Origin of the sequence: Brenneria sp. g21c3 (assembly GCF_040240345.1) — a bacterium.
GTDB lineage: Bacteria > Pseudomonadota > Gammaproteobacteria > Enterobacterales > Enterobacteriaceae > Brenneria.
Window position 1 is genome coordinate 87431 of the sequence record NZ_JBEIAB010000007.1, and the last position, 21121, is coordinate 108551.

Consider the following 21121-nt stretch of genomic DNA (forward strand, 5'->3'; position numbering starts at 1 on the left):
TTGACGCGTATAAATCATTTTTCTGAGGATTTTATAATGAAAAAATCAATCTTACCCTGTTTGATTACCACGCTGATCGCCTCATCTTCCGTATGGGCCGCCGATAGCGCTATTGCGCAAAAAGCCAATAAACCCTTCACGCTGGGCGTGGTGGTTAAAGTCGGCGGAATTCCCTGGTTTAACGTCATGGAGCAGGGGATCAAAGAGGAAGGAAAAGCATTGGGGGTCGATGCCTGGCAAGTCGGGCCGACAACCGCCGATCCGGCGGAGCAGGTTCGGGCGATTGAAGATTTGATTGCGAAGAAGGTCGATGTCATCGGCGTAGTGCCTAACGATGCCAAAGTGCTGGAACCGGTGCTTAAACGCGCTCAGCAGGCCGGCATTAAGGTGATAACCCACGAGTCGCCCGCGCAGACCAATGCGGACTGGGATTTTGAATTGCTGGATACGCAAAATATGGGCGCCAATCATATGAAAGATATGGCTGCCTGTATGGGCGAAAAGGGGAAATACGCGATGTTCGTCGGCAGTTTGACCGTGCCGCTGGTTAACGAATGGGCGGATGCGGCGATTGCTTATCAGAAGGCGCATTACCCCGATATGACGCTGGTGGAAGATCGTTTTGGCGTTGCGGAGTCGGTTGATGATTCCATGCGCACCGCCAACGATTTGCTGTCCCGGCATAAAGATCTGAAAGGCATCATGTCATTTGGTTCCCAGGGGCCGATTGGCGCGGCGCGCGCGATCGATAAGCGTAAAAAGAATGACGCCACCTGCGTATTCGGCACATTCACGCCGGGGCAGGGCATCAGGCTGCTGGAAAAAGGCGCGATTGACGGCGGTTACATTTCCAACCCGATGGTCGCCGGTAAAGTGTTCGTGCAGGTCGCGACCGCCATGATGAACGGCGAGGCGCTCAAAGACGGCGTCAGAATCGGTGATATGGGCGAGATAAAAATCAACGGCAATACCCTTCTCAGCGACAACCCGGAAAAACTGGATGTTGAAAACACCCGGCGTCTGGTGAAGCTCGGCCTGTAAACGGGTTGAAAATCAAGCCGGGCAATGCGTTGCCCGGCGCTACTCAAGTCGCGTTTCGGGAAAAGTAAAATGGCTATTATTTCTGACCTTGATGATAGCGTTCCGCTGATTACGCTAAAGGCGCTTTCCAAAAGTTTCGGCGGCCACCAGGCGTTGAAAAATATCGATCTGACGTTGCATCAGGGCGAGGTTCATTGCCTGGCGGGCGCCAACGGCTGCGGGAAAAGCACATTAATTAAAACCATCAGCGGCGTATACGCGCCGGATGATGGCAGCGAGATAATTATCGATGATAAGTCTTACACCTCCCTGACGCCGGATCGGGCGAGGAAAATGGGGATACAGGTGATCTATCAGGATTTATCGTTGTTTCCTAATCTTACAGCAGCTGAAAATATTGCGTTTGAATATAACCTGAAGGGATATCTTGGTTGGTTCAGCGGGCGAAAAATCAAACAAGGCGCCCGGAAGATCCTCGAAGAATTGCAGTTCAACATCGATCCTGACGCGTTAGTACAGCATTTGCCCATCGCCCAGCGTCAGCAGGTGGCGATCTGCCGCGCGCTGGTGGCGGATGCCCGACTGGTGATTATGGATGAGCCTACCGCCTCGTTGACTCGCACGGAGGTCAATCAACTGCTGCGCACGGTGAACTATCTGCGCGATAGAAACATTACCGTGGTTTTCGTCAGTCACCGCCTGGATGAAGTTAAAGAGATCTCCGATCGTATCACGGTGATCCGCGATGGGGAAAAAGTGGGAACCTGGCCGGCACAGACGCTGTCGACCGGCCGTATCACCGAACTAATGACCGGTTTGACGATCGTTCATGAACGAAAACTGCCTAACGCCGAGCTGGGTAAAGAGGTGCTGAGACTTGAACGGCTGAGCCGCAAAGGTCAGTTTCAGGACGTGTCGTTCAGTCTGCATCGGGGCGAAGTTCTCGGCCTGTGCGGTCTTCTGGGCGCGGGGCGAACGGAGCTGGCGCTCAGTTTGTTCGGCATTACGCATCCGCACAGCGGCGATATCTACATTGACGGCAAAAAAACCGCCATCAAGGACAATACCTATGCCATTGAAATGGGTATTGGCTATGTATCTGAAGATCGCCTGACGTTAGGCGCGGTGCTGCCGCAGTCGGTGGCCGATAATATGGTGCTGTCGATTCTTAAACGCATCCGCACCCCGTTCTATCTGATTGATCAAGTCAGACAGGAGGAGATGGTGCGGGAGTGGATTAAAGATCTGGACATCAAGGTCAGCGATCTCAATAACCCGCTTGCGACGTTATCCGGCGGTAATCAGCAAAAAGTGGTGCTGGCAAAATGGATACTGACGCGTCCGAAAGTGCTGATCCTGGATGCGCCGACGGTCGGCGTCGATATCGGGGCCAAAGACAGTATTTATAAACTGATTCATCGTCTCTCCGGCGTGGGTATCGCCGTACTGCTTATCACCGATGAAGTCCCTGAAGCTTATTACAACTGCGATCGCATCCTGCATATGAAGCAGGGGAAAATTCTGCATGAACTGTTCCCCGCTCAGATTACCGAACAACAATGTGCGGAGGCTATTAATGGCTAATTTTAATCGGTTTAAACCGCGTTCGGTGGAAGGGTGGCTGAGCTGGGTGATCGTGATCATGCTGGCGCTGTTTTCATCGCTCAGCAGTGAGTTTCTCTCGGTACAGAATTTACTCGATCTGACCGAAAGCTATGCGGTGACCGGGATCTTTGCTCTGGGACTGTTTGTGGTGTTGGTGACCGGCGGGATCGATATTTCATTTGCCGCCGTCGCGTCGGTGGTGCAGTACGTCGTGGCTTCGCTGTTGCTCAATGCGCTGGTAACCAGCCCGGCGCTGTGTCTGATCATTGCCGTGGCGGTCGGTATTGCGCTGGGGCTGGTGAACGCGGTGCTGATTTACTACCTCAATATTGTTTCCATTATTATTACCATCAGCATGCAGTCGCTGCTGTTCGGGCTGCTGATGTGGATCACCAACGGTCATAGCATTTATGACCTGCCGGAGTGGTGGATCGGTCAGCGCGCCGTGCTGCCGTTTAGCTATGGCGGCGAAAGCTATCAGGTGGGGTTGCCGCTGGCGGTGATGCTCGTTATCGCGCTGCTGACCTGGGCGTTGCTGAATAAAACGCATATCGGTCGTCAGTTGTATGCCGTCGGGGGAAGCCCGGAATCCGCTCATCGTATCGGCATTCGCGTCTCGCTGATCTACCTGTTTGCTTATGGTTACCTTGGGGCGACGGCGGCTATCGGCGGCCTGTTGCAGACCTACCGTATGAGTGAAGTCGTACCCAGCGCGCTGGTCGGCGGCGAGCTGGATGTGCTGGCCGCGGCGGTACTGGGTGGCGCCAGCCTGTCGGGCGGGCGCGGTTCGGTAATCGGCACCCTGATGGGCGTGTTTCTGATCGGCATATTGAAAAACGGACTCAATCTGATCGGCGTGTCCAGCTATTTTGTCAATATCGTGATTGGCGTGGTGATCGTCGCGGCTATCTGCGTCACGCATTACAAAAAACGCAAAGATACTGACGTTGGTTTTGTCTGACGAGGGTCTCATATGAAAAAGCACGGACTTTTCCCCATTGACGGCACGGTATTGGGACTGCTCAGTATTTGCTGTCTGGCGACGGCGATCTTTGCGTTGGCCATGCCGGGACGTTTCTTCACCGAAAATACTTTTCTGAGCATTGCGTTTCAGCTACCGGAATTGGGGTTGCTGACTTTCGCCATGTTTGTCCCGATGCTCAGCGGCGGGCTGAATCTGTCGATTATCGGCACCGCCAACCTGACCAGTCTGTTTATGGCCTGGTTGCTGATCCGGTATGTGCCGGCGGATGCGGGCGTCGCTATGCAACTGACGTGGCTGGTCATCGCCCTGTTGGGCGCGGCGATCATCGCGCTGGTTATCGGCGGTCTGACCGGATTGCTGGTTTCCCGCGTGGGGGCGCATCCGATTCTGGTGACGCTGGGCAGTATGACCATTATCAGCGGCATCGGGGTGTATCTGACCAAAGGCGCTGCGCTAAGCGGTATGCCGCCTATCGTGCGCAGCATCGGATCGGAGGTGGTGTGGGGGATCCCGATACCGATGATCATTTTCGTGGCCGCTTCGCTGGCGCTGGGGCTGGTGTTGGGGAAAACCCGGCTGGGGAAAACCATTTACATGTGCGGCAGCAATATCAACGCCACCTGGTTCAGCGGTATTCGCACCGAACGGGTCATGATCGCGATTTATTCGATTTCCAGCCTGCTCTGCGTGCTGGCCGGTCTCATCATGATGGCCCGCTTTAACTCCGCCCGTATGGGATATGGCGACTCTTATTTGTTGTTGACGGTACTGGCTATCGTGCTGGGGGGAACCAATCCGTTCGGCGGCGCGGGCAAAGTCAGTCATGTGTTTTGCGCGTTGCTGGTTTTACAGGTTATTGCCACCGGGCTAAGTCTGCTGGGCGTCAGCCTGCACATTAATCTGGCGGTATGGGGCATCACCCTGATTTGCGCGCTGGCGTTTAAGTGCTTTAAAGATAAATGGCGCTCCCGGCGCGCAATGAAGCAAAACCGAATGAAATATCAACATCAACTGGCGACACGCGGGGGAAAATAATGCGCAGTCATCCGTTAGGTATCTATGAGAAAGCGTTGCCCTGTGGGATCAGCTGGATAGAAAAGCTCGCCGTAGCTAAATCTTGTGGGTTTGATTTTGTCGAAATGTCGGTTGATGAGAGTGATGAACGTCTGGCGCGCCTCGAGTGGACGCGCGCTGAACGTATGGAGATCATCAGCGCCATTCAGCAGACCGGCGTACGTATTCCAACCTTGTGCCTGTCGGCGCACCGCCGGTTTCCGTTTGGCAGTCGTGACGGCGCGACCCGCGAGCGCGCCAGAGAGATTATGCTCAAGGCGATTCAACTGGCGCAGGATTTAGGCATTCGCACCATCCAGCTTGCGGGATATGACGTCTATTATGAGCCGCAGGACGCCGGAACCATCGCCCGCTTTGAAGACGCGATGGCCTGGGCGGTGGAGCAGGCCGCCGCCGCCCAGGTGATGTGCGCCGTCGAGATTATGGATACCGCCTTTCTCAACTCGATCGGCAAGTGGAAGGCGCTGGATAATAAAATTAATTCCCCGTGGTTCACGGTTTATCCCGATATCGGCAATCTCACCGCATGGGGTAACGAGGTGGAAAGTGAGCTGAGTCAGGGGATCGATCGAATTGCGGCAATCCATCTCAAAGACACCTTTCCGGTGACCGGTGATTCGCCCGGGCAGTTTCGTGATGTGCCTTTCGGCGCCGGATGTGTTGATTTTGTTGGTTTATTCAAAATATTACATCGTCTCAACTATCGAGGCACCTTCCTGATCGAAATGTGGACCGAAAAGTCGGCGGAACCGCTGCTGGATATCATCCATGCCCGTCACTGGATTGAAGACAAAATGCGCATTGCCGGCTGGCAGGATTTGCCATTGGCCGAGGGGGAGAAATGAGCCGTTATTTTCTGGGGATCGATCTGGGTGGAACGGTGACCAAAGCCGGTATTTACACGTCCGAAGGCAGAGAAATCATCGTTACGGAGCGGTTGTTGCCGCTGCTGAGTGCGCGCATGGGTTTTTGTGAAAGAAACATGGATGAACTGTGGGAGGTGACCTGCCAGGCGATCCGGCAGGCATTATCCGAGGGAAATATCGATCCGTCCTTTATCCGCGGGGTTGGTTTTTCCGCGCATGGCAAAGGGCTTTACCTGGTTGATAAACGGGGAAATCCGTTACGCAATGGCATTGTGTCATCGGATTCGCGGGCTCAGGATCTGGTCAGCCGCTGGAAAGCGCAGGGAAAAGATCGGCAAGCTTACCCGCATAGCCTGCAACAACTATGGCCGTCACATCCGGCCGCGCTGTTACGCTGGCTCAAGGAGTATGAACCGGCCTGTTACGCGCAACCCGGCTATGTCCTGATGGCGCATGACTATATCCGTTATCGCCTGACCGGTGAGTTTTCCTGTGAGGAAACCAATATTTCCGGCAGTAATCTTTTCAATCAGCATAGCGGGGAGTTCGATGCCGACCTGTTGAATATCTTCGGCATTGAAGAAGTGGCGGATAAAACGGCAAAAATTATCGGTTCATCCGACCTTGCCGGCTATGTGCAGCCCGAGGCCGCCCGACGCTGCGGGTTAAATCCGGGGACGCCGGTATTTGGCGGCGTATTTGATGTGGTGGGGGCCGCGCTGACGTCGGGCGTCTATGACGCCAGCAAACTCAGCGCCGTGGCGGGCACCTGGTCGATCGCCACCCGCGTCTGCGATCGCATCGTCCCTTCGGATTATCCTTATGTCTGGGGGAAGTACAGCGTTCCCGGCACCTATTTCGCCCATGAGGGCAGCCCGACCTCCGCCAGTAATCTGAGCTGGTTTGTGCAGCAATTTCTGCCTGATTTACCTGACAGCTACCGCGTTATCAATCAATGGGTCGCGCAGGCATATCAAAAGCCGGCGGACATTCTGTTTTTCCCCTGGTTGTACGGTTCCAACTTCAGCGCCAATCTGAGCGGCGGATTTTGGGGACTGTGCGGCCATCATCGCACCGAGGATATTGTGTATGCCATCTATCAGGGCATTCTATTCTCACATCTTTTGCATCAGGATCGCGTGTTGGCGCTGATAGAAGGTACTGAATGTATTCGCTTTACCGGCGGCCCGACGCACTCCCTAATCTGGATGCAGATGTTTTGCGATGCCGGCAATCTACCGCTGGAGATCGTCGATGTGCGCCAGTCGGGCTGTCGCGCCGCCGCGCTTTGCGCTGCCGTGGGCGCCGGCGAGTATGGCGGCTTCGAAGACGCGATACAGGCGAGTCAGGTTCCGGTTATCCGTCTGGAGCCGGATGCGGACAAATACCGGATGCTGCGGCAGCGTTTTGAGCGTTTCAAGCGTATCGCCGCGGCGATGGCCGAAGTGGCGTGATTTTTTGAAAATGAATTAACTTTAATGTATTGGCCGCGGTGGTCGTTTTTGTTACACAAAAATAGGGGAAGTGAATTTAATGCCATGAAAATAATAAAGAATAAGAGAAATAAGTTGTAGATGTAATTTTAAATAAAATATACAAATTGGTTAATTCAGCGAAATATCGCCGGCGGAATATGCCGTGCATGTCCGTCCCGCATTCATCCTTATTGATAAATAAAAATTATTATCATCTAATTTGAAATAATGCTTTTGAAGGGATGGATATGAATGAACATCGATTTGACGCCCTATTATGCTCAACCAGGTGAACAGCCGTTCGGCGCACGGCGTATGGCCATGCCCTGGCGCAATCATGTGCCGCTGTCGCCTGAAAAGATCCCCGCCGGCTGGCAGGCGTTGACGCAGCGAATACTGCCTGCCCGCAAGCGGTTGCTGTATCTGCACATCCCTTTCTGCGCGACGCATTGTACTTTCTGCGGCTTCTATCAGAATAAATTGCGCGACGACAGTACGGAAACCTATACCCGCTATCTGCTGCAAGAGCTGGCGCTGGAGGCGGACAGTCCGTTGCACCAGTCGGCGCCGATCCATGCCGTCTATTTCGGCGGCGGCACGCCGACGGCGATGACGGCTAACGAGCTTGCCCGGATTATCCGCGCTATTCGCGATTCATTGCCGTTAGCGCCCGACTGTGAAATTACGGTGGAGGGCCGGGCGTTGGATTTCGATGATGAACGCATCGATGCCTGGCTGGATGCGGGCGCGAACCGTTTTTCCATCGGTATTCAAACCTTTGATAGCCGTATCCGTCAGCGGATGGCGCGCACCTCGGATAAACAGCAGTCGATCCGTTTCCTGGAGCGCCTGTGTCAGCGCGATCGCGCCGCGGTAGTTTGCGATCTGATGTTCGGTCTGCCGGGGCAAACACCGGAAACCTGGCGGGAGGATCTGAACATCGTCAGCAATTTGCCTTTAGACGGCGTTGATCTCTACGCCTTGAATTTATTGCCCACCACGCCGCTGGCGAAAGCCGCCGAAAACCAGCGCGTGGTCTTGCCCGATGTGACCGCCCGCCGCAATTTCTACCGCAGCGGCGCGTCATTTCTGGCGGATGCCGGCTGGCATCAGCTCAGCAACAGCCACTGGGCCAGAACTACCCGCGAACGTAACCTGTATAATCTGCTGATTAAACAAGGCGCCGACTGTCTGGCGATGGGCAGCGGCGCGGGCGGTAATCTCAACGGCCAATCCTATATGATGGAGCGCAGTCTGGAGCGCTATTACCAGGCGCTCGATCAGGGACAAAAGCCGATCATGATGATGACGCCGGCCAGTCCGGCCGGTTCCTGGCAGCACCAGCTTCAGGCTGGGATCGAAGTCGGTCGGGTTAAACTGCCGCAGCTCACTCGCCACGCCGGCGCGCTTCAGCCTTTGCTGAGCCAGTGGCATCAGGCGGGATTAACCTGCGACGACTCAACCTGCCTGCGTTTAACCGATGACGGCCGTTTTTGGGCTAATAACCTGATGCAGGCGTTGCAACAAATCATTCCTCAACTGAATGCCGAAGAACCCGCCTACTAACTGGAGACTTACCATGACATTGCATGAATTATTGGCGACCGAGCCGGACGGCACGCTGGAAGATATCGCCAGTCAGTATGAAACCTCGTTGTTCAATGTGGTTAAGGCGTTACCTGAAGCGCAGCGTTCGCTGGCGGCCGGGGAGCGGTTTGATCAGGTATGGGAGGCGATAACCGGCTGGGGAGAGGTGACGTTAATCAGCCATACGGCGGACGCCATTCTGGAATTCAAAAGCGAACTGCCGAGCGGCGCGCATCGCCATGGTTACTTTAATCTGCGCGGCAAAAATGGGCTGAGCGGGCATATCCGCGCGGCGAATTGTCGGCATATTGCATTCATCGAACGTAAGTTCATGGGAGTGGACACCGCGTCCGTGGTGTTTTTTAATGCCGACGGCGATGCGATGTTTAAAATCTTTCTTGGACGAGACAGCCATCGTCAGCTGCTGACGACGCAGGTTGAGGCGTTCCATACATTAGCGGTTGAGTTACAACTGGAGCAGGTATGACGTGGCTACTCTTTGGGGCGGGACAGGGCGTTGGCGGCTGTTTATTGCAGCGCGCCATTGAGTGCGAGCAACCGGTGGTCGTAATGCTGCGCGATGCGGAACAAACCGCTCACTGGCGTGCGCAGGGCGTTAGCGTGGTGCAGGGGGACGCCTGCGATGCCGATGCCGTCGCGCAAGCCTGCCGGTTGGCAGGCCCGGATGCTATCGTCGTGTCCACCCTGGGCGGCGGCGCGGTGAACTATCTTGGTCATCGCGTCGTGATTGACGGCGCCGAGCAGGCCGGGATAAAGCGTATGCTGCTGGTGACGTCCATGGGCTGCGGCGAGCAATGGCCGCTGCTGTCGCCGCGCGCCAAAGCCGCCTTCGGGCTGGCGGTGCGGGAGAAGTCGCTGGCGGAAAGCTGGCTGCAAACCAGCACGTTGGACTATTGCATCGTCCGTCCGGGCGGACTGCTGGATGTCGTCGCCACGCATAACGCGCGGCTGACCCAGGGGGATGCGGCGTTAGGGCTGGTGTCCCGCCAGGATGTCGCGCTGACCGTCGACCGCCTTTTACAACAGCCGAAGTTCGGTAATCAAATCTACAGCCTGATTGATCCGGATCTTGAGCTGCCGTTGATGCCGTAACCTATGCCGTAGAGATGATCCTCTACGGTGTACTGACGGCGGAAGGCTATTTTTTGCTGTTGGATTTATAGGCGGGATAAACCGTAGCAAAATAGGCGATGAAGGCGCAGGGGATCATAAATATACAAAAGTAGATATTGGAAACGATATCCGCGATATCTTCCTGTGTTCTGGCGTGTTTTCTGATGTAGTTATTGATTATGTCATCAATATGGTCGGTCCATAGTTGTATTCTTAGAAAATAAAATATGTTGGATATAACAATAGTTAGCATCAACCAAACAATAAAGCACTTAATCCATTTTTTCATATTACCGATATTATCCCGTAAGTTTCGATGTTCGAACCATGATATAAAGACTTCCCGTGTGAAAGTAGTAGACTTCTTAGCATCATAAAATGCGTATTATTGGGAAGTGTAATGCAACCAAGTGAACGTCCTCGTATGGTTACTTGTGGATGTAAGCGAAAATTTCCACGCTCAACACCGTTACACCAGGTATAATCATCTATACTATTATCCATTCGGTAAAGAGCGAACCATATAAACTTTAATTTTGCTGCGCCATATACAATCGATCGTGGCCCTCCCCACGGACGATCGACAATCAGATAGTCGCCAGGCGGTAGTGCGCCGATATCTTTCATGCAAGAATAGTTTCTTTTATTGATATATGGACCATCGCCGGAAAAAGCCTGAAACCGATAAGCGCCGCAAACCAGTTCAGACATGGGTTTGCCATTAAGCGTAAATGTGAAATTCAACATATCTGTGATTACTCATTCCATGAGTCGGAAAAAATGATATTTCCATCGCAATGCTTCCAGGTGATTTTTTCATATCTCAATTCTACGGTTTCAATATGATTCTGGTGATGCAGCGCGGGATCTTTACAATTGTGCATGCCTGGAGAGATAGAAACAATCTTAACGTTTTCTAATAACATGTTGAAGTACTCGGTTTCATGTCCGGCACGATTGATTCGATACCATTTAATCTCGGCGGATTGTAATGTATTCCCTGTCGCCACGGATTTGTAAAGGTATGGTGATGAACGTTCAAACTCCTTTTCAATAAACATTGGGGAGTGGGTGCGGGTAGAGGTTAATTTTCCTGTAATTCCATCAACGGGAATACGAAGGTTATGACCGAAACTTAACACTTCAATACTACCTTCACGACCCAGAACCTCGACGGAGCCTTTGATCTCTGCGCCGCTTTTATCTTTCAACCATAAGTATGCTGGGATTGCCATTTTATCTTCCTGATATTAGCTATCTGGTTATGTTATTATTTGTTTGGCGAAGATGGCAAGTTAATAAATGTTTTTTTTGGAAATATTTTTTTTGATGATTTATTTGTTACTTCTCCATTTTAAAATAACCGCTAATTAAATTAATAATATTAATAACTATTTCATGCCAAAAAATAATAATTAAAATTATTGATGTGTGAGTTAATTTGACTTAATAATTACAGGTCTGTTTTAAATGGGAAAACACAGCAGACCGCTCATGGGCATTAAGCCCGGTTTTTGAGGCAGTCACTCATCAGTGTGGGGTAGAGTAGCGGCATGAGTACAAAGGCATTATTAGTTATTCAGATGGGCGAGCCGCCGGAAGATGTTGCTTCTCAGGTTGGGCCGCAAGGGAAATGGTTTGCAGATACGCTGCCGGAAGGCGCCAATGCGCTGCGCGTGATTCGCCCCGATCTGGGGGAACCTTTGCCGCCGTTCGAGCAGCTATCGGCGGCGATCATTTCTGGTTCCTGGTCAATGGTGACGGATCGCCTGGACTGGAGCGAGTATACGGCCGGCTGGCTGCGCGAAGCGTTTCACGCCGATGTGCCGCTGCTGGGCGTCTGCTACGGTCATCAACTGCTGTCGCATGCTCTGGGCGGTACGGTGGGCGACAACCCCAACGGCGCCGAAATGGGGCTTCAGACGGTAACCTTGCATCCCGGAGCGGAAAACGTCAGCTGGCTGCGACAGCATCCTGAGCAATTTCAGGCTTACCTTAGCCATCGTCAGTCGGTGCTGGTGCCGCCCGAAGGGGCGCAGGTGCTGGCCAGTTCGGCGGTGGAGGGATGCCAGATTATTCGCTACGGCGATAACGCGCTGAGCGTACAATTTCATCCGGAATTTAATGCAGACATCATGCGGGCCTGTTTGCGGCGTAACGAAGTCCGTTTGCGTCAGTTGGGATTCGATTATGAACAGATGATGCAATTGAGCGATGAACCACGTTGGGCCAGAAAAATCCTGCTGGATTTTATTCAGCAATACGCGACCCGGTAGCCGCGCATCCCCGTTTTTATCGTCATGGACGACGCGTTGAACATCCCTCGTCAAGCCATCGCCTGCGGTAGTTGCGCGCAGGCGGTCGTCCTTCTGATTTTAGCCATCCAAACCGCATATCAAAATCACGCCCGCTTCAGAAATAATACAAATGATTATTATTTTTATTTTCAAATCAATAAATTGTGACGGCCAACGCAAACAATCTCGATTTTGTGATGGAATTGTTATTATTTAGATAAAAATTTGAGATTTTATTATTCCACATCATAATACCTAGAGTTAGTGGGGGTTTTGGCTGGTTTCGCCATCGTTTTATCCCTCCTTATAAAAAGAAAGAGTTTCACCTAATTGTGAGCAATGTGGTGTGAGGAGTTTTTCATGCAGGTCAGTAGACGGCAATTCTTTAGGATTTGTGCGGGCGGCATGGCCGGAACCACCGTGACCGCCCTGGGTTTTTCTCCGGCCGTCGCGCTGGCGGAAACCCGGCAATATAAATTACTGCGGGCCAAAGAAACGCGTAATAACTGCACTTACTGTTCGGTCGGGTGCGGCATTTTAATGTACAGCCTCGGCGACGGCGCCAAAAACGCCAAACCGTCGATTTTTCATATCGAAGGCGATCCCGACCATCCGGTCAGCCGCGGCTCATTGTGTCCGAAAGGCGCCGGGTTGATTGATTTTATCCATAGCGATCAGCGTCTTAAATATCCTGAATATCGCGCGCCGGGTTCGGATAAATGGCAGCGTATCAGCTGGACGGAGGCATTCGATCGCATCGCGCGCTTGATGAAAGCCGATCGGGACGCCAATTTCGTTGAAAAGAACAGCGCGGGCGTGACGGTCAACCGCTGGCTGACGACGGGCATGCTGTGCTCATCGGCCGCCAGTAATGAAACCGGCATGCTGGACCACCGTTTCGCCCGCGCGCTGGGGATGCTGGGGATAGATACCCAGGCGCGGCTGTGCCACGCGCCCAGCGTATCGGCGCTGGCGCCGACTTTTGGTCGCGGGGCGATGACCAATAACTGGGTGGATATTAAAAACGCCAATGTGGTGCTCGTGATGGGGGGCAACCCTGCGGAAGCGCATCCCGTGGGTTTTAAATGGGCGGTTGAAGCCAAAATCAAAAACGGCGCCAAGCTGATTGTGGTCGATCCGCGTTTTAATCGCACCGCGTCGGTTGCCGATCTCTACGCGCCCATTCGTGCGGGTTCGGATGTCGCCTTCCTGCTGGGGGTGATTCAGTATCTGCTCAGCAACAACAAAGTCCAGATGGAATATGTGAAGTCCTACACCAACGCCAGCCTGCTGGTGCGCGCGGACTACACATTCGAGGACGGCATTTTCAGCGGTTACGACGCGCAGACGCGCAAATACGATCGCGCTTCCTGGCTGTACGAACTGGATAAAAACGGCTTCGCCAAACGCGATACCACGCTGAGCCATCCGCGCTGCGTATGGAATCTGCTCAAACAGCACGTCAGCCGCTATACGCCGGACGTCGTCACCAATATCTGCGGCACGCCGAAAGAAGACTTTCTGACCATCTGCGACATTCTGGCCTCCACCTGCGTGCCGGACAGAACAGCCACCATTCTGTATGCGCTCGGTTGGACGCAGCACACCACCGGGTCCCAGATGATTCGCGCCGCCGGGATGATCCAACTGCTGCTGGGAAATATCGGCATGGTGGGGGGCGGCATCAACGCATTGCGCGGACACTCCAATATTCAGGGCTATACCGACCTCGGCTTGCTCTCGCTGCGGCTGCCGGGCTATATGGATTTGCCGTCGGAAAAACAGACCACGCTGCAAGACTATTTAAGCCAGATTACCCCCAACGCCCTGCTGCCCGACCAGGTAAATTATTGGAAAAACACGCCTAAATTTTTTATCAGCATGATGAAGAGTTTCTACGGCGATAACGCGCGTAAGGAAAACGACTGGGGGTTCGACTGGTTGCCCAAGTGGGATCAGAGTTATGACGCGCTGCACTACACGCAGATGATGATTGAAGGCAAGGTGAACGGCTACATCGCTCAGGGCTTTAACCCGATAGCCGCCTTCGCCGACTCGAACAAAGCGCGTGACGCGCTGAAAAAACTGAAATTTCTGGTGATTATCGATCCGCTGGCGACGGAAACCTCCAATTTCTGGCAAAACCACGGCGAACTCAACGAGGTGGACAGCGCCAGTATTCAAACGGAAGTGTTCCGCCTGCCGTCCAGCTGCTTTGCCGAAGAAAACGGCTCGATAGTGAATTCCGGGCGCTGGCTGCAATGGCACTTTAAAGGCGCGGAGCCGCCGGCGGAAGCGCGCCATGACGGGGTGATTCTGGCGGGCATTTTTCTGCGCCTGCGGGAAATGTACGCCAGAGAGGGCGGCGCCAACCCGGAGCCGGTGCTTAATATGGCCTGGAATTACCTCAATCCGGAAGATCCGACGCCGGAAGAGGTGGCGAAAGAGGGCAACGGTTACGCGCTGGAAGATCTGTACGACGAGCAGGGCAATCTGGTGCTGAAAAAAGGGCAACTGCTGGCCGACTTTTCGCAACTGCGCGATGACGGCGCCACCGCCAGTTTTTGCTGGGTGTATACCGGCTGCTGGACCGAGCAGGGCAATCAGATGGCGCGGCGCGATAACGCCGATCCATCGGGTCTGGGCAGCACGCTGGGGTGGGCCTGGGCCTGGCCGCAAAACCGCCGCATTCTGTACAACCGCGCCTCGGCCGACGAGCAGGGAAAACCCTGGGATCCGAAACGTGAAATCCTGCGCTGGGACGGGCAGCGCTGGCAGGGGATCGATATCCCCGATTATGGTAATGCGGCGCCCGGCAGCGGCGTCGGGCCTTTCATCTTGCAGGCGGAAGGCATGGGGCGCCTGTTCGGCATCGATAAGCTGACCGACGGGCCGTTCCCGGAACACTACGAGCCGGTCGAATCGCCGCTGGCGAAAAGTCCGCTGCATGAAAATACGCGCTTTAACCCGGCCGCCCGCCTGTATGAGGCCGACCGGCTACGCATGGGCGCGGCGTCTGAATTTCCCTACGTGGCGACCACCTACTCCATCACCGAACTGTTTCGTCACTGGACCAAACATGCGCGGCTGAATGCGATTGTCCAGCCGGAGCAGTTTGTCGAAATCGGCGAAGCGCTGGCCGAGCAGAAAGGCATCCGCGCCGGCGACATGGTGAAGCTCAGCAGCAAACGCGGTTACATCAAGGCGAAAGCGGTGGTCACCAAACGCATCCGCACGCTGATGATCGAAGGGCGACCGGTGGAAACCATCGGCGTGCCTTGTCATTGGGGGTTCGAAGGCACCACGCAGAAAGGGTTTCTGGCCAATATCCTGACGCCGCACGTCGGGGATGCCAATACCCAGACGCCGGAATACAAGGCGTTCCTGGTTAATCTGGAAAAGGCGTAGCGGAGAAAAATTATGGCCATGCAATCACAAGATATTATCCGTCGCTCCGCGACAAATTCCCTGACGCCGCCGCCGCAGGCGCGCGATCACCAGCAGAAAGTCGCCAAGCTGATCGACGTGACCACCTGTATCGGCTGTAAAGCCTGTCAGGTCGCCTGCTCCGAGTGGAATGATATTCGCGATGAGGTGGGGCATAACGTCGGCGTGTACGATAACCCGACCGACTTAACCGCCAAATCCTGGACGGTGATGCGTTTCTCGGAAGTCGAGGAGAAGGGCAAACTGGAGTGGCTGATCCGCAAGGACGGCTGTATGCACTGCGCCGATCCGGGCTGCCTGAAAGCCTGCCCGTCGGAAGGCGCCATTATTCAGTATGCCAACGGTATCGTCGATTTTCAGTCCGAACACTGTATCGGCTGCGGCTACTGCATCGCCGGCTGTCCGTTTGACGTACCGCGTATGAACAAAGAGGACAACCGCGTCTACAAATGCACGCTGTGCGTGGACCGCGTGGCGGTGGGCCAGGAGCCGGCCTGCGTCAAGACCTGCCCGACCGGCGCCATTCATTTCGGCACCAAAGAGGCGATGAAAGATCTGGCGGCGGAGCGCGTCCTCGATCTCAACAGCCGCGGTTATGAAAATGCCGGACTGTACGATCCGGCCGGCGTCGGCGGCACCCACGTTATGTATGTTCTGCACCATGCGGATAAACCCCAGCTTTATCACGGCCTGCCGGATAACCCGGCCATCAGCCCGACGGTGACTTTCTGGAAAGGGATCTGGAAACCGCTGGCGGCCATCGGTTTTGCCGCTACATTCGCCGCCAGCGTATTCCACTATGTCGGCGTGGGGCCGAATCGCGTAGAAGACGATGAAGAGGACGCGGATGAGGCGCATCATGAGGATAAGCAACATGAAGAAGAATAATCGGATTCAGCGCTATAGCGCGCCGGAGCGCATTAATCACTGGATTGTGGCTTTTTGTTTCGTGTTCGCCGCCATCAGCGGATTAGGCTTTTTCTTTCCTTCGCTCAACTGGATGATGAATATCCTGGGAACGGCGCAACTGGCGCGCATTCTGCACCCGTTTGTCGGCGTGGTGATGTTTGCGGCGTTTCTGCTGATGTTTTTCCGCTACTGGAAACACAATCTGATCAATCGCGACGACATCGAATGGGCTAAAAATATTCATAAAATCGCCAGAAATGAGGAAGTCGGCGACACGGGCAGGTATAATTTCGGCCAGAAATGCGTATTCTGGTTAGCCATTATCAGCCTCGTATTGCTATTGGCGAGCGGCGTGGTCATGTGGCGGCCCTATTTTGCCGACGCGTTCCCCATTCCGGTTTTACGCCTGGCTTTATTGGTTCATTCGCTGTCGGCGGTTGGGCTTATCCTCGTTATCATGGTGCATATCTATGCGGCATTGTGGGTGAAAGGGACGATAACCGCTATGGTGGAAGGCTGGGTGCCGGCCGCCTGGGCGAAAAAACATCACCCGCGCTGGTATCGCGAGTTACAACGTAAACAACAGGAAAAATAACCCTGATGAGTATCCGTATTGTTCCTCAGGAACAGTTAGAAAGTAATGAAACTTCAGCATCGGTGGGACATATCCCGCCGTTGCTTTTTGCTAATTTGAAAAGTTTATACAGCAGCCGCGCCGAGCGGCTGCGGCAGTTGGCGCAGGCGCATCCGCTGGGGGATTATCTGACGTTCGCCGCCGCCGTGGTGGAGGCGCAGCGGAAAGTGCTGCACGATCATCCGTTGCGGATGGATCTGTCCGAGGTACTCAAACAGGCCGGCAATCGTCCCCCGCTGGATATTTCGGCGTTTCCCCGCGATGAACATTGGCACGCCCTGCTGCGCGCGCTGATCGAAGAGCTGAAACCGGAAGCGGACGGGCAGGTGCTGGCGACGCTGGAAAATCTGGAGAAGTCGTCGGCGCAAGAGCTGGAAACCATGGCGACCGCGTTGTTTAACCATGAGTTCGGCGCGGAAATTAACGATAAAGCGCCGTTTATCTGGGCCGCGCTGTCGTTATTCTGGGCGCAGATGGCCAGCCAAATCCCCGGTAAAGCGCGGGCGGAGCCGGGCGAACACCGTCAGTTTTGCCCGGTGTGCGGCAGTATGCCGGTTTCCGGCGTGGTGCAGCTCGGCGCCGGCAGCGGGTTGCGTTATCTGCACTGCAATCTGTGTGAAAGCGAGTGGCACATGGTGCGGGTGAAATGCAGCAACTGCGAGGAGTCGAGCGATCTGAACTACTGGTCGCTGGACAGCGAAAATGCCGCCGTTAAAGCGGAAAGCTGCGGCAACTGCGGCACCTATCTGAAAATCCTGTATCAGGAAAAAGATCACCGGGTGGAAGCGGTGGCCGACGATCTGGCGTCGCTGGTGCTGGACGTGAAAATGGAAGAAGAAGGCTTTTCCCGCAGCAGCATCAATCCGTTCCTGTTCCCCGAAAGCGCAATCTGATCGCGAACTGGCGGGGAATTATCCCCGTCATCCGGGCCTGCCCCAGTCATTCCCGCCAGCCAACTTATTATCCCTACCAGCCAACTAACCATCCCCGCAGCCAACCGACTCGTCGCCTCCCGCCAACAAACTCATCATCTCCCGCCAACAAACTCGTCATCCCCGCAGTAGTAGGCGGGGATCACATGCTGAAACCGGAGATAGTCATTGACTGATTCCCGGTTACTCGCCCCATCTCTTCGGCGGCGTTCAAAAACATGCCCGCTGTTTTTGTGCGCAGGGAATAACGCAGAGGGGGGCAGGCATCACAAGCGTTAGAGTCTGCCGGCGGCAGGCGCATATGTTAGCTCGTCCGGCGCGCCAGCAAGACAAACGACGCGATGGCCAGCGCATAACAGATGGCGATCACCAGCGCCATGGACAGCGCGGAAGTGCCGAATAGTCCGGTCAGCGGAACGCTGACGGCGCCCAGGGTGAACATGCTGACGCCAAGTAACGCCGAGGCGCTGCCCGCTTTATCTCCCTGACTTTGCATCGCCAATGCCGATGCGCTGGGGCCGACGATACCGATAATGATAATGGTAAAGAACAGCGGGATCAGCAGCCAGATCAGCGATGCTTGCAGCGCGGTCGCCAGCAGCAACAGCAGCGACGATACGCCGGCGATAACCAGCCCGACCTTCAGCACCGGTATTTCTCCAAAATGACCGCTCAAGCGTGAGGATATCTGGGCGGAAAATATCAATCCCACGCCATTGATGGCAAAACATAAACTGAACATCTGCGGGCTAAGCCGATAGATCTCCTGCAAGACAAACGGCGAGGCGCCGATATAGGCAAACATCCCGGCCCCGGCGAAGCCCTGAGCCAGACAAAGCCCCATAAACTGGCGCTGCGTCAGCAGGTTGGCGACCGACAGGACCAGCGTTCCCACGCCGCCGGTCACCCGGCGCTGCGGCGGAAGGGTTTCGGGCAGGCGCAGGGCGGCAAGCAACAGCAGCAAAACGGCAATCACCGCCAGCGCAATAAATATTCCCCGCCAGTCGATAATGCTCAGTAACGCGCCGCCCATGACCGGCGCGACGATCGGCGCCAGACCGTTGATCAACATCAGCAAGGCGAAGAAGCGGGTCAACTCATGGCCGGAATAGAGATCGCGGGCTACCGCGCGCGACAAAACGGCGCCGCCGGCGCCGGCCAGCCCCTGAATAACCCGCGCGACGATCAGGTGATTAATATCCTGCGCCAGCGCGCACCAAACCGAAGCCAGCAGCAAAATAAACAGGGAGATCAGCAACGGTCGCCGGCGCCCCAGTTTGTCGCTGAGAGGGCCGAAAATCAGCTGGCCGACGCCCAAACCCAGCAGGCCGGCGGTCAGGCTTAACTGTGCGGCGGCGGTGGTCGTCGACAGTTCCGAGGCCAATTCCGGCAGCGCGGGCAGATAGAGGTCGGTACATAAAGGGCCAAGCGTCGCAAGCAGCCCCAGTACCAGTGCGTAACCCAAACGGGATGATTGCGTGGTTTTATTCATTGACGGTGGTTTCAGGGAAAGAGTGATGGAAGATATGCTGATAAAGCTGACTTAACATATCCGGCGAGGCCTTTTGGCTGGTCACGGCGCGAAACGCCGTGCCTTCAGACAAGACGGCCATTAATTCAACGCGCGCGGCGATTTGCGGCGCGCTCAAGGCGGGATAACGCTGTTGCAGCATCTCGGTCGCCTGCTGGAACAGCTTGTTATCGGCTTCTTGCAGGATCGCCGCGACGCGAGGATTGCGCGTGGCTTCGGCGGTCACTTCCAGCATCAGCGCATTATCATCTTCGCGGGTTTTCTCATCGCCCACCAGAATGCGCTCCGCCAGCATTTTTATCATTTGCGCGGAATGATCGCCGCTCAGCCTGAGAAGCTGTAATTTATTGTTCACGATCTGGCTGACCATTTCCTCAATGATGGCGTCTTTGTTGGCGAAGTAGCGATATATCTGGCCGACGCTAAGGTTCGCTTGCGAGGCGATGGCCGCCATCCCCGCGCCATGGAATCCCGCACGGCGAAAACAAAAGCGCGCCGCCGCGATGATCTGATCGCGGCGGGCGGTTATTCGTTCTGATTTGCTGATGGTTTTTTGCATAGTCTCTCCAATGTTGCAACGTTCACCCAGACAAACAGTAATCAACTTGGCGGACGATCTTATCGCGTTTTGTTAATTATGAGAATGAACGTTCATTCTCAATTATAAGGCATGATTTCCGCCCGGGGAAACGTTTTATTTTGTCGCGCGCAGGAAAAGCGGTCGTTACGGTGAATTGGTCGATAGCGATCGCGCCGGCCAGAAAGGCCGGCGCGGTTCTGATTCAGGCGAGAAACGTACGCTCATTAGCCAGCGAAAATCGATAGTCAGGGGTTTTCCGCTGATGCCGCCATGGCGTTTTTTCTTGCTTTGACATCGTTTGTTGATCGTCGGTTGACAGGTGAAATGAGGTTTGCCGCGTTTATCTGGCCTGAGCGGTCAGCAGATCAACCTTGCCGGCATCGCTGACGCGCGTCAGGTAGCCGGCGACGTGCGGTCCGAAGTGAATGCCTTTCACAATGCTCAGCGAGCGCAGAAGCGGGAACAGAATAAAGTCGGTGGTGGCAATCGTCTGTTTATCGGCCAATAGCGGCTCAAGCTCCGTCAGTTTGCGCTGCGCTTCGGCGATCAGCGCCGGGCTGTCGGCGATCAGCGCATCCAGATCGCCGAAGGCTTTCTCTTCGCGCAGACGGTAGGCTTCACGCGCTTCAGGCGTAGCCAGCTCTTTGAAATCCGCTTTGGTGAAATGCGGCACCGCCAGGTTGAAAATTACCCCGGAGGCGGCTTTGCACCATGTTTCAATGGCGGCATCGACCGGCTTGTCCGCGATTAGCGGCGTGCTGATGTTATCGACATAATGAACGATATCCATGCTTTCCGGCATAAAACTGCCGTCATCCTTCTGAAGGATGGGAACCACCTTACGTCCGACCATGCGGGTCGGGGTTTCAACGTCGCCTTCCATAATGACGGACAGATCGAAGGGGATCGCCTTCAGACCGAAAATCATTCTGGCTCTGACGCAGAACGGGCAGTGTTCATAAATGAAAAGTTTCATGTTTTGGCACCTTCAATGGGTAGGAAAACAGCAGAATACGGATCTTTA

At 54.7% G+C, this 21121-nt stretch carries 19 protein-coding genes; 14 read left to right on the forward strand and 5 right to left on the reverse strand.

Features of this window, described 5'->3' with window-relative positions; translation table 11 throughout:
- Nucleotides 1–36 precede the first annotated feature (36 nt).
- The 9 genes from ABRZ28_RS12835 (at nt 37) to ABRZ28_RS12875 (ending at nt 9746) form a co-directional block, all read left to right on the forward strand.
- Complete coding sequence (locus ABRZ28_RS12835; protein WP_121590227.1) at nt 37–1041, forward strand: substrate-binding domain-containing protein; 1005 nt, start codon at nt 37–39, stop codon at nt 1039–1041.
- 69 nt (nt 1042–1110) lie between these two features.
- Nucleotides 1111–2625 carry a sugar ABC transporter ATP-binding protein gene (locus ABRZ28_RS12840; RefSeq protein WP_319604881.1) on the forward strand — a complete coding sequence of 505 codons (1515 nt, stop codon included), beginning with the start codon at nt 1111–1113 and terminating at the stop codon, nt 2623–2625.
- Nucleotides 2618–3607: an ABC transporter permease gene (locus tag ABRZ28_RS12845; protein WP_048638133.1), complete on the forward strand. Its 990-nt coding sequence runs from the start codon at nt 2618–2620 to the stop codon at nt 3605–3607. The genes ABRZ28_RS12840 and ABRZ28_RS12845 overlap by 8 nt, the downstream gene beginning before the upstream one ends.
- Before the next feature lie 12 nt (nt 3608–3619).
- Nucleotides 3620–4666 carry an ABC transporter permease gene (locus ABRZ28_RS12850; RefSeq protein ID WP_330520432.1) on the forward strand — a complete coding sequence of 349 codons (1047 nt, stop codon included), beginning with the start codon at nt 3620–3622 and terminating at the stop codon, nt 4664–4666.
- Nucleotides 4666–5550, forward strand: coding sequence for an L-ribulose-5-phosphate 3-epimerase (locus ABRZ28_RS12855; RefSeq protein WP_319604879.1), 885 nt, complete (start codon nt 4666–4668; stop codon nt 5548–5550). Before ABRZ28_RS12850 ends, ABRZ28_RS12855 begins: the two co-directional genes overlap by 1 nt.
- Nucleotides 5547–7025 (forward strand): FGGY-family carbohydrate kinase, encoded by a 1479-nt coding sequence (locus ABRZ28_RS12860; protein ID WP_319604878.1) that lies wholly within the window; start codon nt 5547–5549, stop codon nt 7023–7025. The genes ABRZ28_RS12855 and ABRZ28_RS12860 overlap by 4 nt, the downstream gene beginning before the upstream one ends.
- Before the next feature lie 273 nt (nt 7026–7298).
- The gene (gene hutW / locus ABRZ28_RS12865; RefSeq protein ID WP_330520433.1) at nt 7299–8612 is read left to right on the forward strand and encodes a heme anaerobic degradation radical SAM methyltransferase ChuW/HutW; all 1314 of its coding nucleotides are present in this window, start codon (nt 7299–7301) and stop codon (nt 8610–8612) included.
- A gap of 13 nt (nt 8613–8625) precedes the next feature.
- Nucleotides 8626–9120, forward strand: a complete 495-nt coding sequence (gene hutX / locus ABRZ28_RS12870; RefSeq protein WP_319604876.1) for a heme utilization cystosolic carrier protein HutX — start codon at nt 8626–8628, stop codon at nt 9118–9120.
- Nucleotides 9117–9746, forward strand: coding sequence for an SDR family oxidoreductase (locus ABRZ28_RS12875; protein WP_330520434.1), 630 nt, complete (start codon nt 9117–9119; stop codon nt 9744–9746). The genes hutX and ABRZ28_RS12875 overlap by 4 nt, the downstream gene beginning before the upstream one ends.
- A gap of 306 nt (nt 9747–10052) precedes the next feature.
- Here ABRZ28_RS12875 and ABRZ28_RS12880 read toward each other — a convergent pair whose 3' ends face one another.
- Together ABRZ28_RS12880 and ABRZ28_RS12885 are read right to left on the reverse strand one after the other, a co-directional pair.
- Nucleotides 10053–10478: a DUF2778 domain-containing protein gene (locus tag ABRZ28_RS12880; protein ID WP_330520435.1), complete on the reverse strand. Its 426-nt coding sequence runs from the start codon at nt 10476–10478 to the stop codon at nt 10053–10055.
- A gap of 44 nt (nt 10479–10522) precedes the next feature.
- Nucleotides 10523–11002 carry an Hcp family type VI secretion system effector gene (locus ABRZ28_RS12885; protein WP_330520436.1) on the reverse strand — a complete coding sequence of 160 codons (480 nt, stop codon included), beginning with the start codon at nt 11000–11002 and terminating at the stop codon, nt 10523–10525.
- 318 nt (nt 11003–11320) lie between these two features.
- Between ABRZ28_RS12885 and ABRZ28_RS12890 the strand changes: the two genes are divergently transcribed.
- The 5 genes from ABRZ28_RS12890 (at nt 11321) to fdhE (ending at nt 17947) form a co-directional block, all read left to right on the forward strand.
- The gene (locus ABRZ28_RS12890; protein WP_319604870.1) at nt 11321–12043 is read left to right on the forward strand and encodes a glutamine amidotransferase; all 723 of its coding nucleotides are present in this window, start codon (nt 11321–11323) and stop codon (nt 12041–12043) included.
- A 381-nt stretch (nt 12044–12424) separates the two neighbouring features.
- Nucleotides 12425–15472: a formate dehydrogenase-N subunit alpha gene (fdnG, locus tag ABRZ28_RS12895; protein ID WP_330520438.1), complete on the forward strand. Its 3048-nt coding sequence runs from the start codon at nt 12425–12427 to the stop codon at nt 15470–15472.
- A gap of 12 nt (nt 15473–15484) precedes the next feature.
- On the forward strand, nt 15485–16399 hold the full coding sequence (gene fdxH / locus ABRZ28_RS12900; protein ID WP_330520439.1) for a formate dehydrogenase subunit beta: 915 nt from the start codon (nt 15485–15487) through the stop codon (nt 16397–16399).
- Nucleotides 16386–17015: a formate dehydrogenase cytochrome b556 subunit gene (gene fdoI, locus ABRZ28_RS12905; protein ID WP_319604867.1), complete on the forward strand. Its 630-nt coding sequence runs from the start codon at nt 16386–16388 to the stop codon at nt 17013–17015. Before fdxH ends, fdoI begins: the two co-directional genes overlap by 14 nt.
- 5 nt (nt 17016–17020) lie before the next feature.
- A complete protein-coding gene (fdhE, locus tag ABRZ28_RS12910) occupies nt 17021–17947 on the forward strand; it encodes a formate dehydrogenase accessory protein FdhE (RefSeq protein ID WP_319604866.1) in 927 nt (308 codons plus the stop codon).
- Between the two features lie 343 nt (nt 17948–18290).
- On the opposite strand, the gene ABRZ28_RS12915 is transcribed toward fdhE, so the two are convergent.
- The 3 genes from ABRZ28_RS12915 to grxB form a co-directional block, all read right to left on the reverse strand.
- Nucleotides 18291–19478 carry a multidrug effflux MFS transporter gene (locus ABRZ28_RS12915; protein WP_330520441.1) on the reverse strand — a complete coding sequence of 396 codons (1188 nt, stop codon included), beginning with the start codon at nt 19476–19478 and terminating at the stop codon, nt 18291–18293.
- The gene (locus ABRZ28_RS12920) at nt 19471–20076 is read right to left on the reverse strand and encodes a TetR/AcrR family transcriptional regulator (protein WP_319604864.1); all 606 of its coding nucleotides are present in this window, start codon (nt 20074–20076) and stop codon (nt 19471–19473) included. The genes ABRZ28_RS12915 and ABRZ28_RS12920 overlap by 8 nt, the downstream gene beginning before the upstream one ends.
- A 361-nt stretch (nt 20077–20437) precedes the next feature.
- Nucleotides 20438–21073, reverse strand: a complete 636-nt coding sequence (gene grxB, locus ABRZ28_RS12925; protein WP_330520442.1) for a glutaredoxin 2 — start codon at nt 21071–21073, stop codon at nt 20438–20440.
- Nucleotides 21074–21121: the final 48 nt, after the last annotated feature.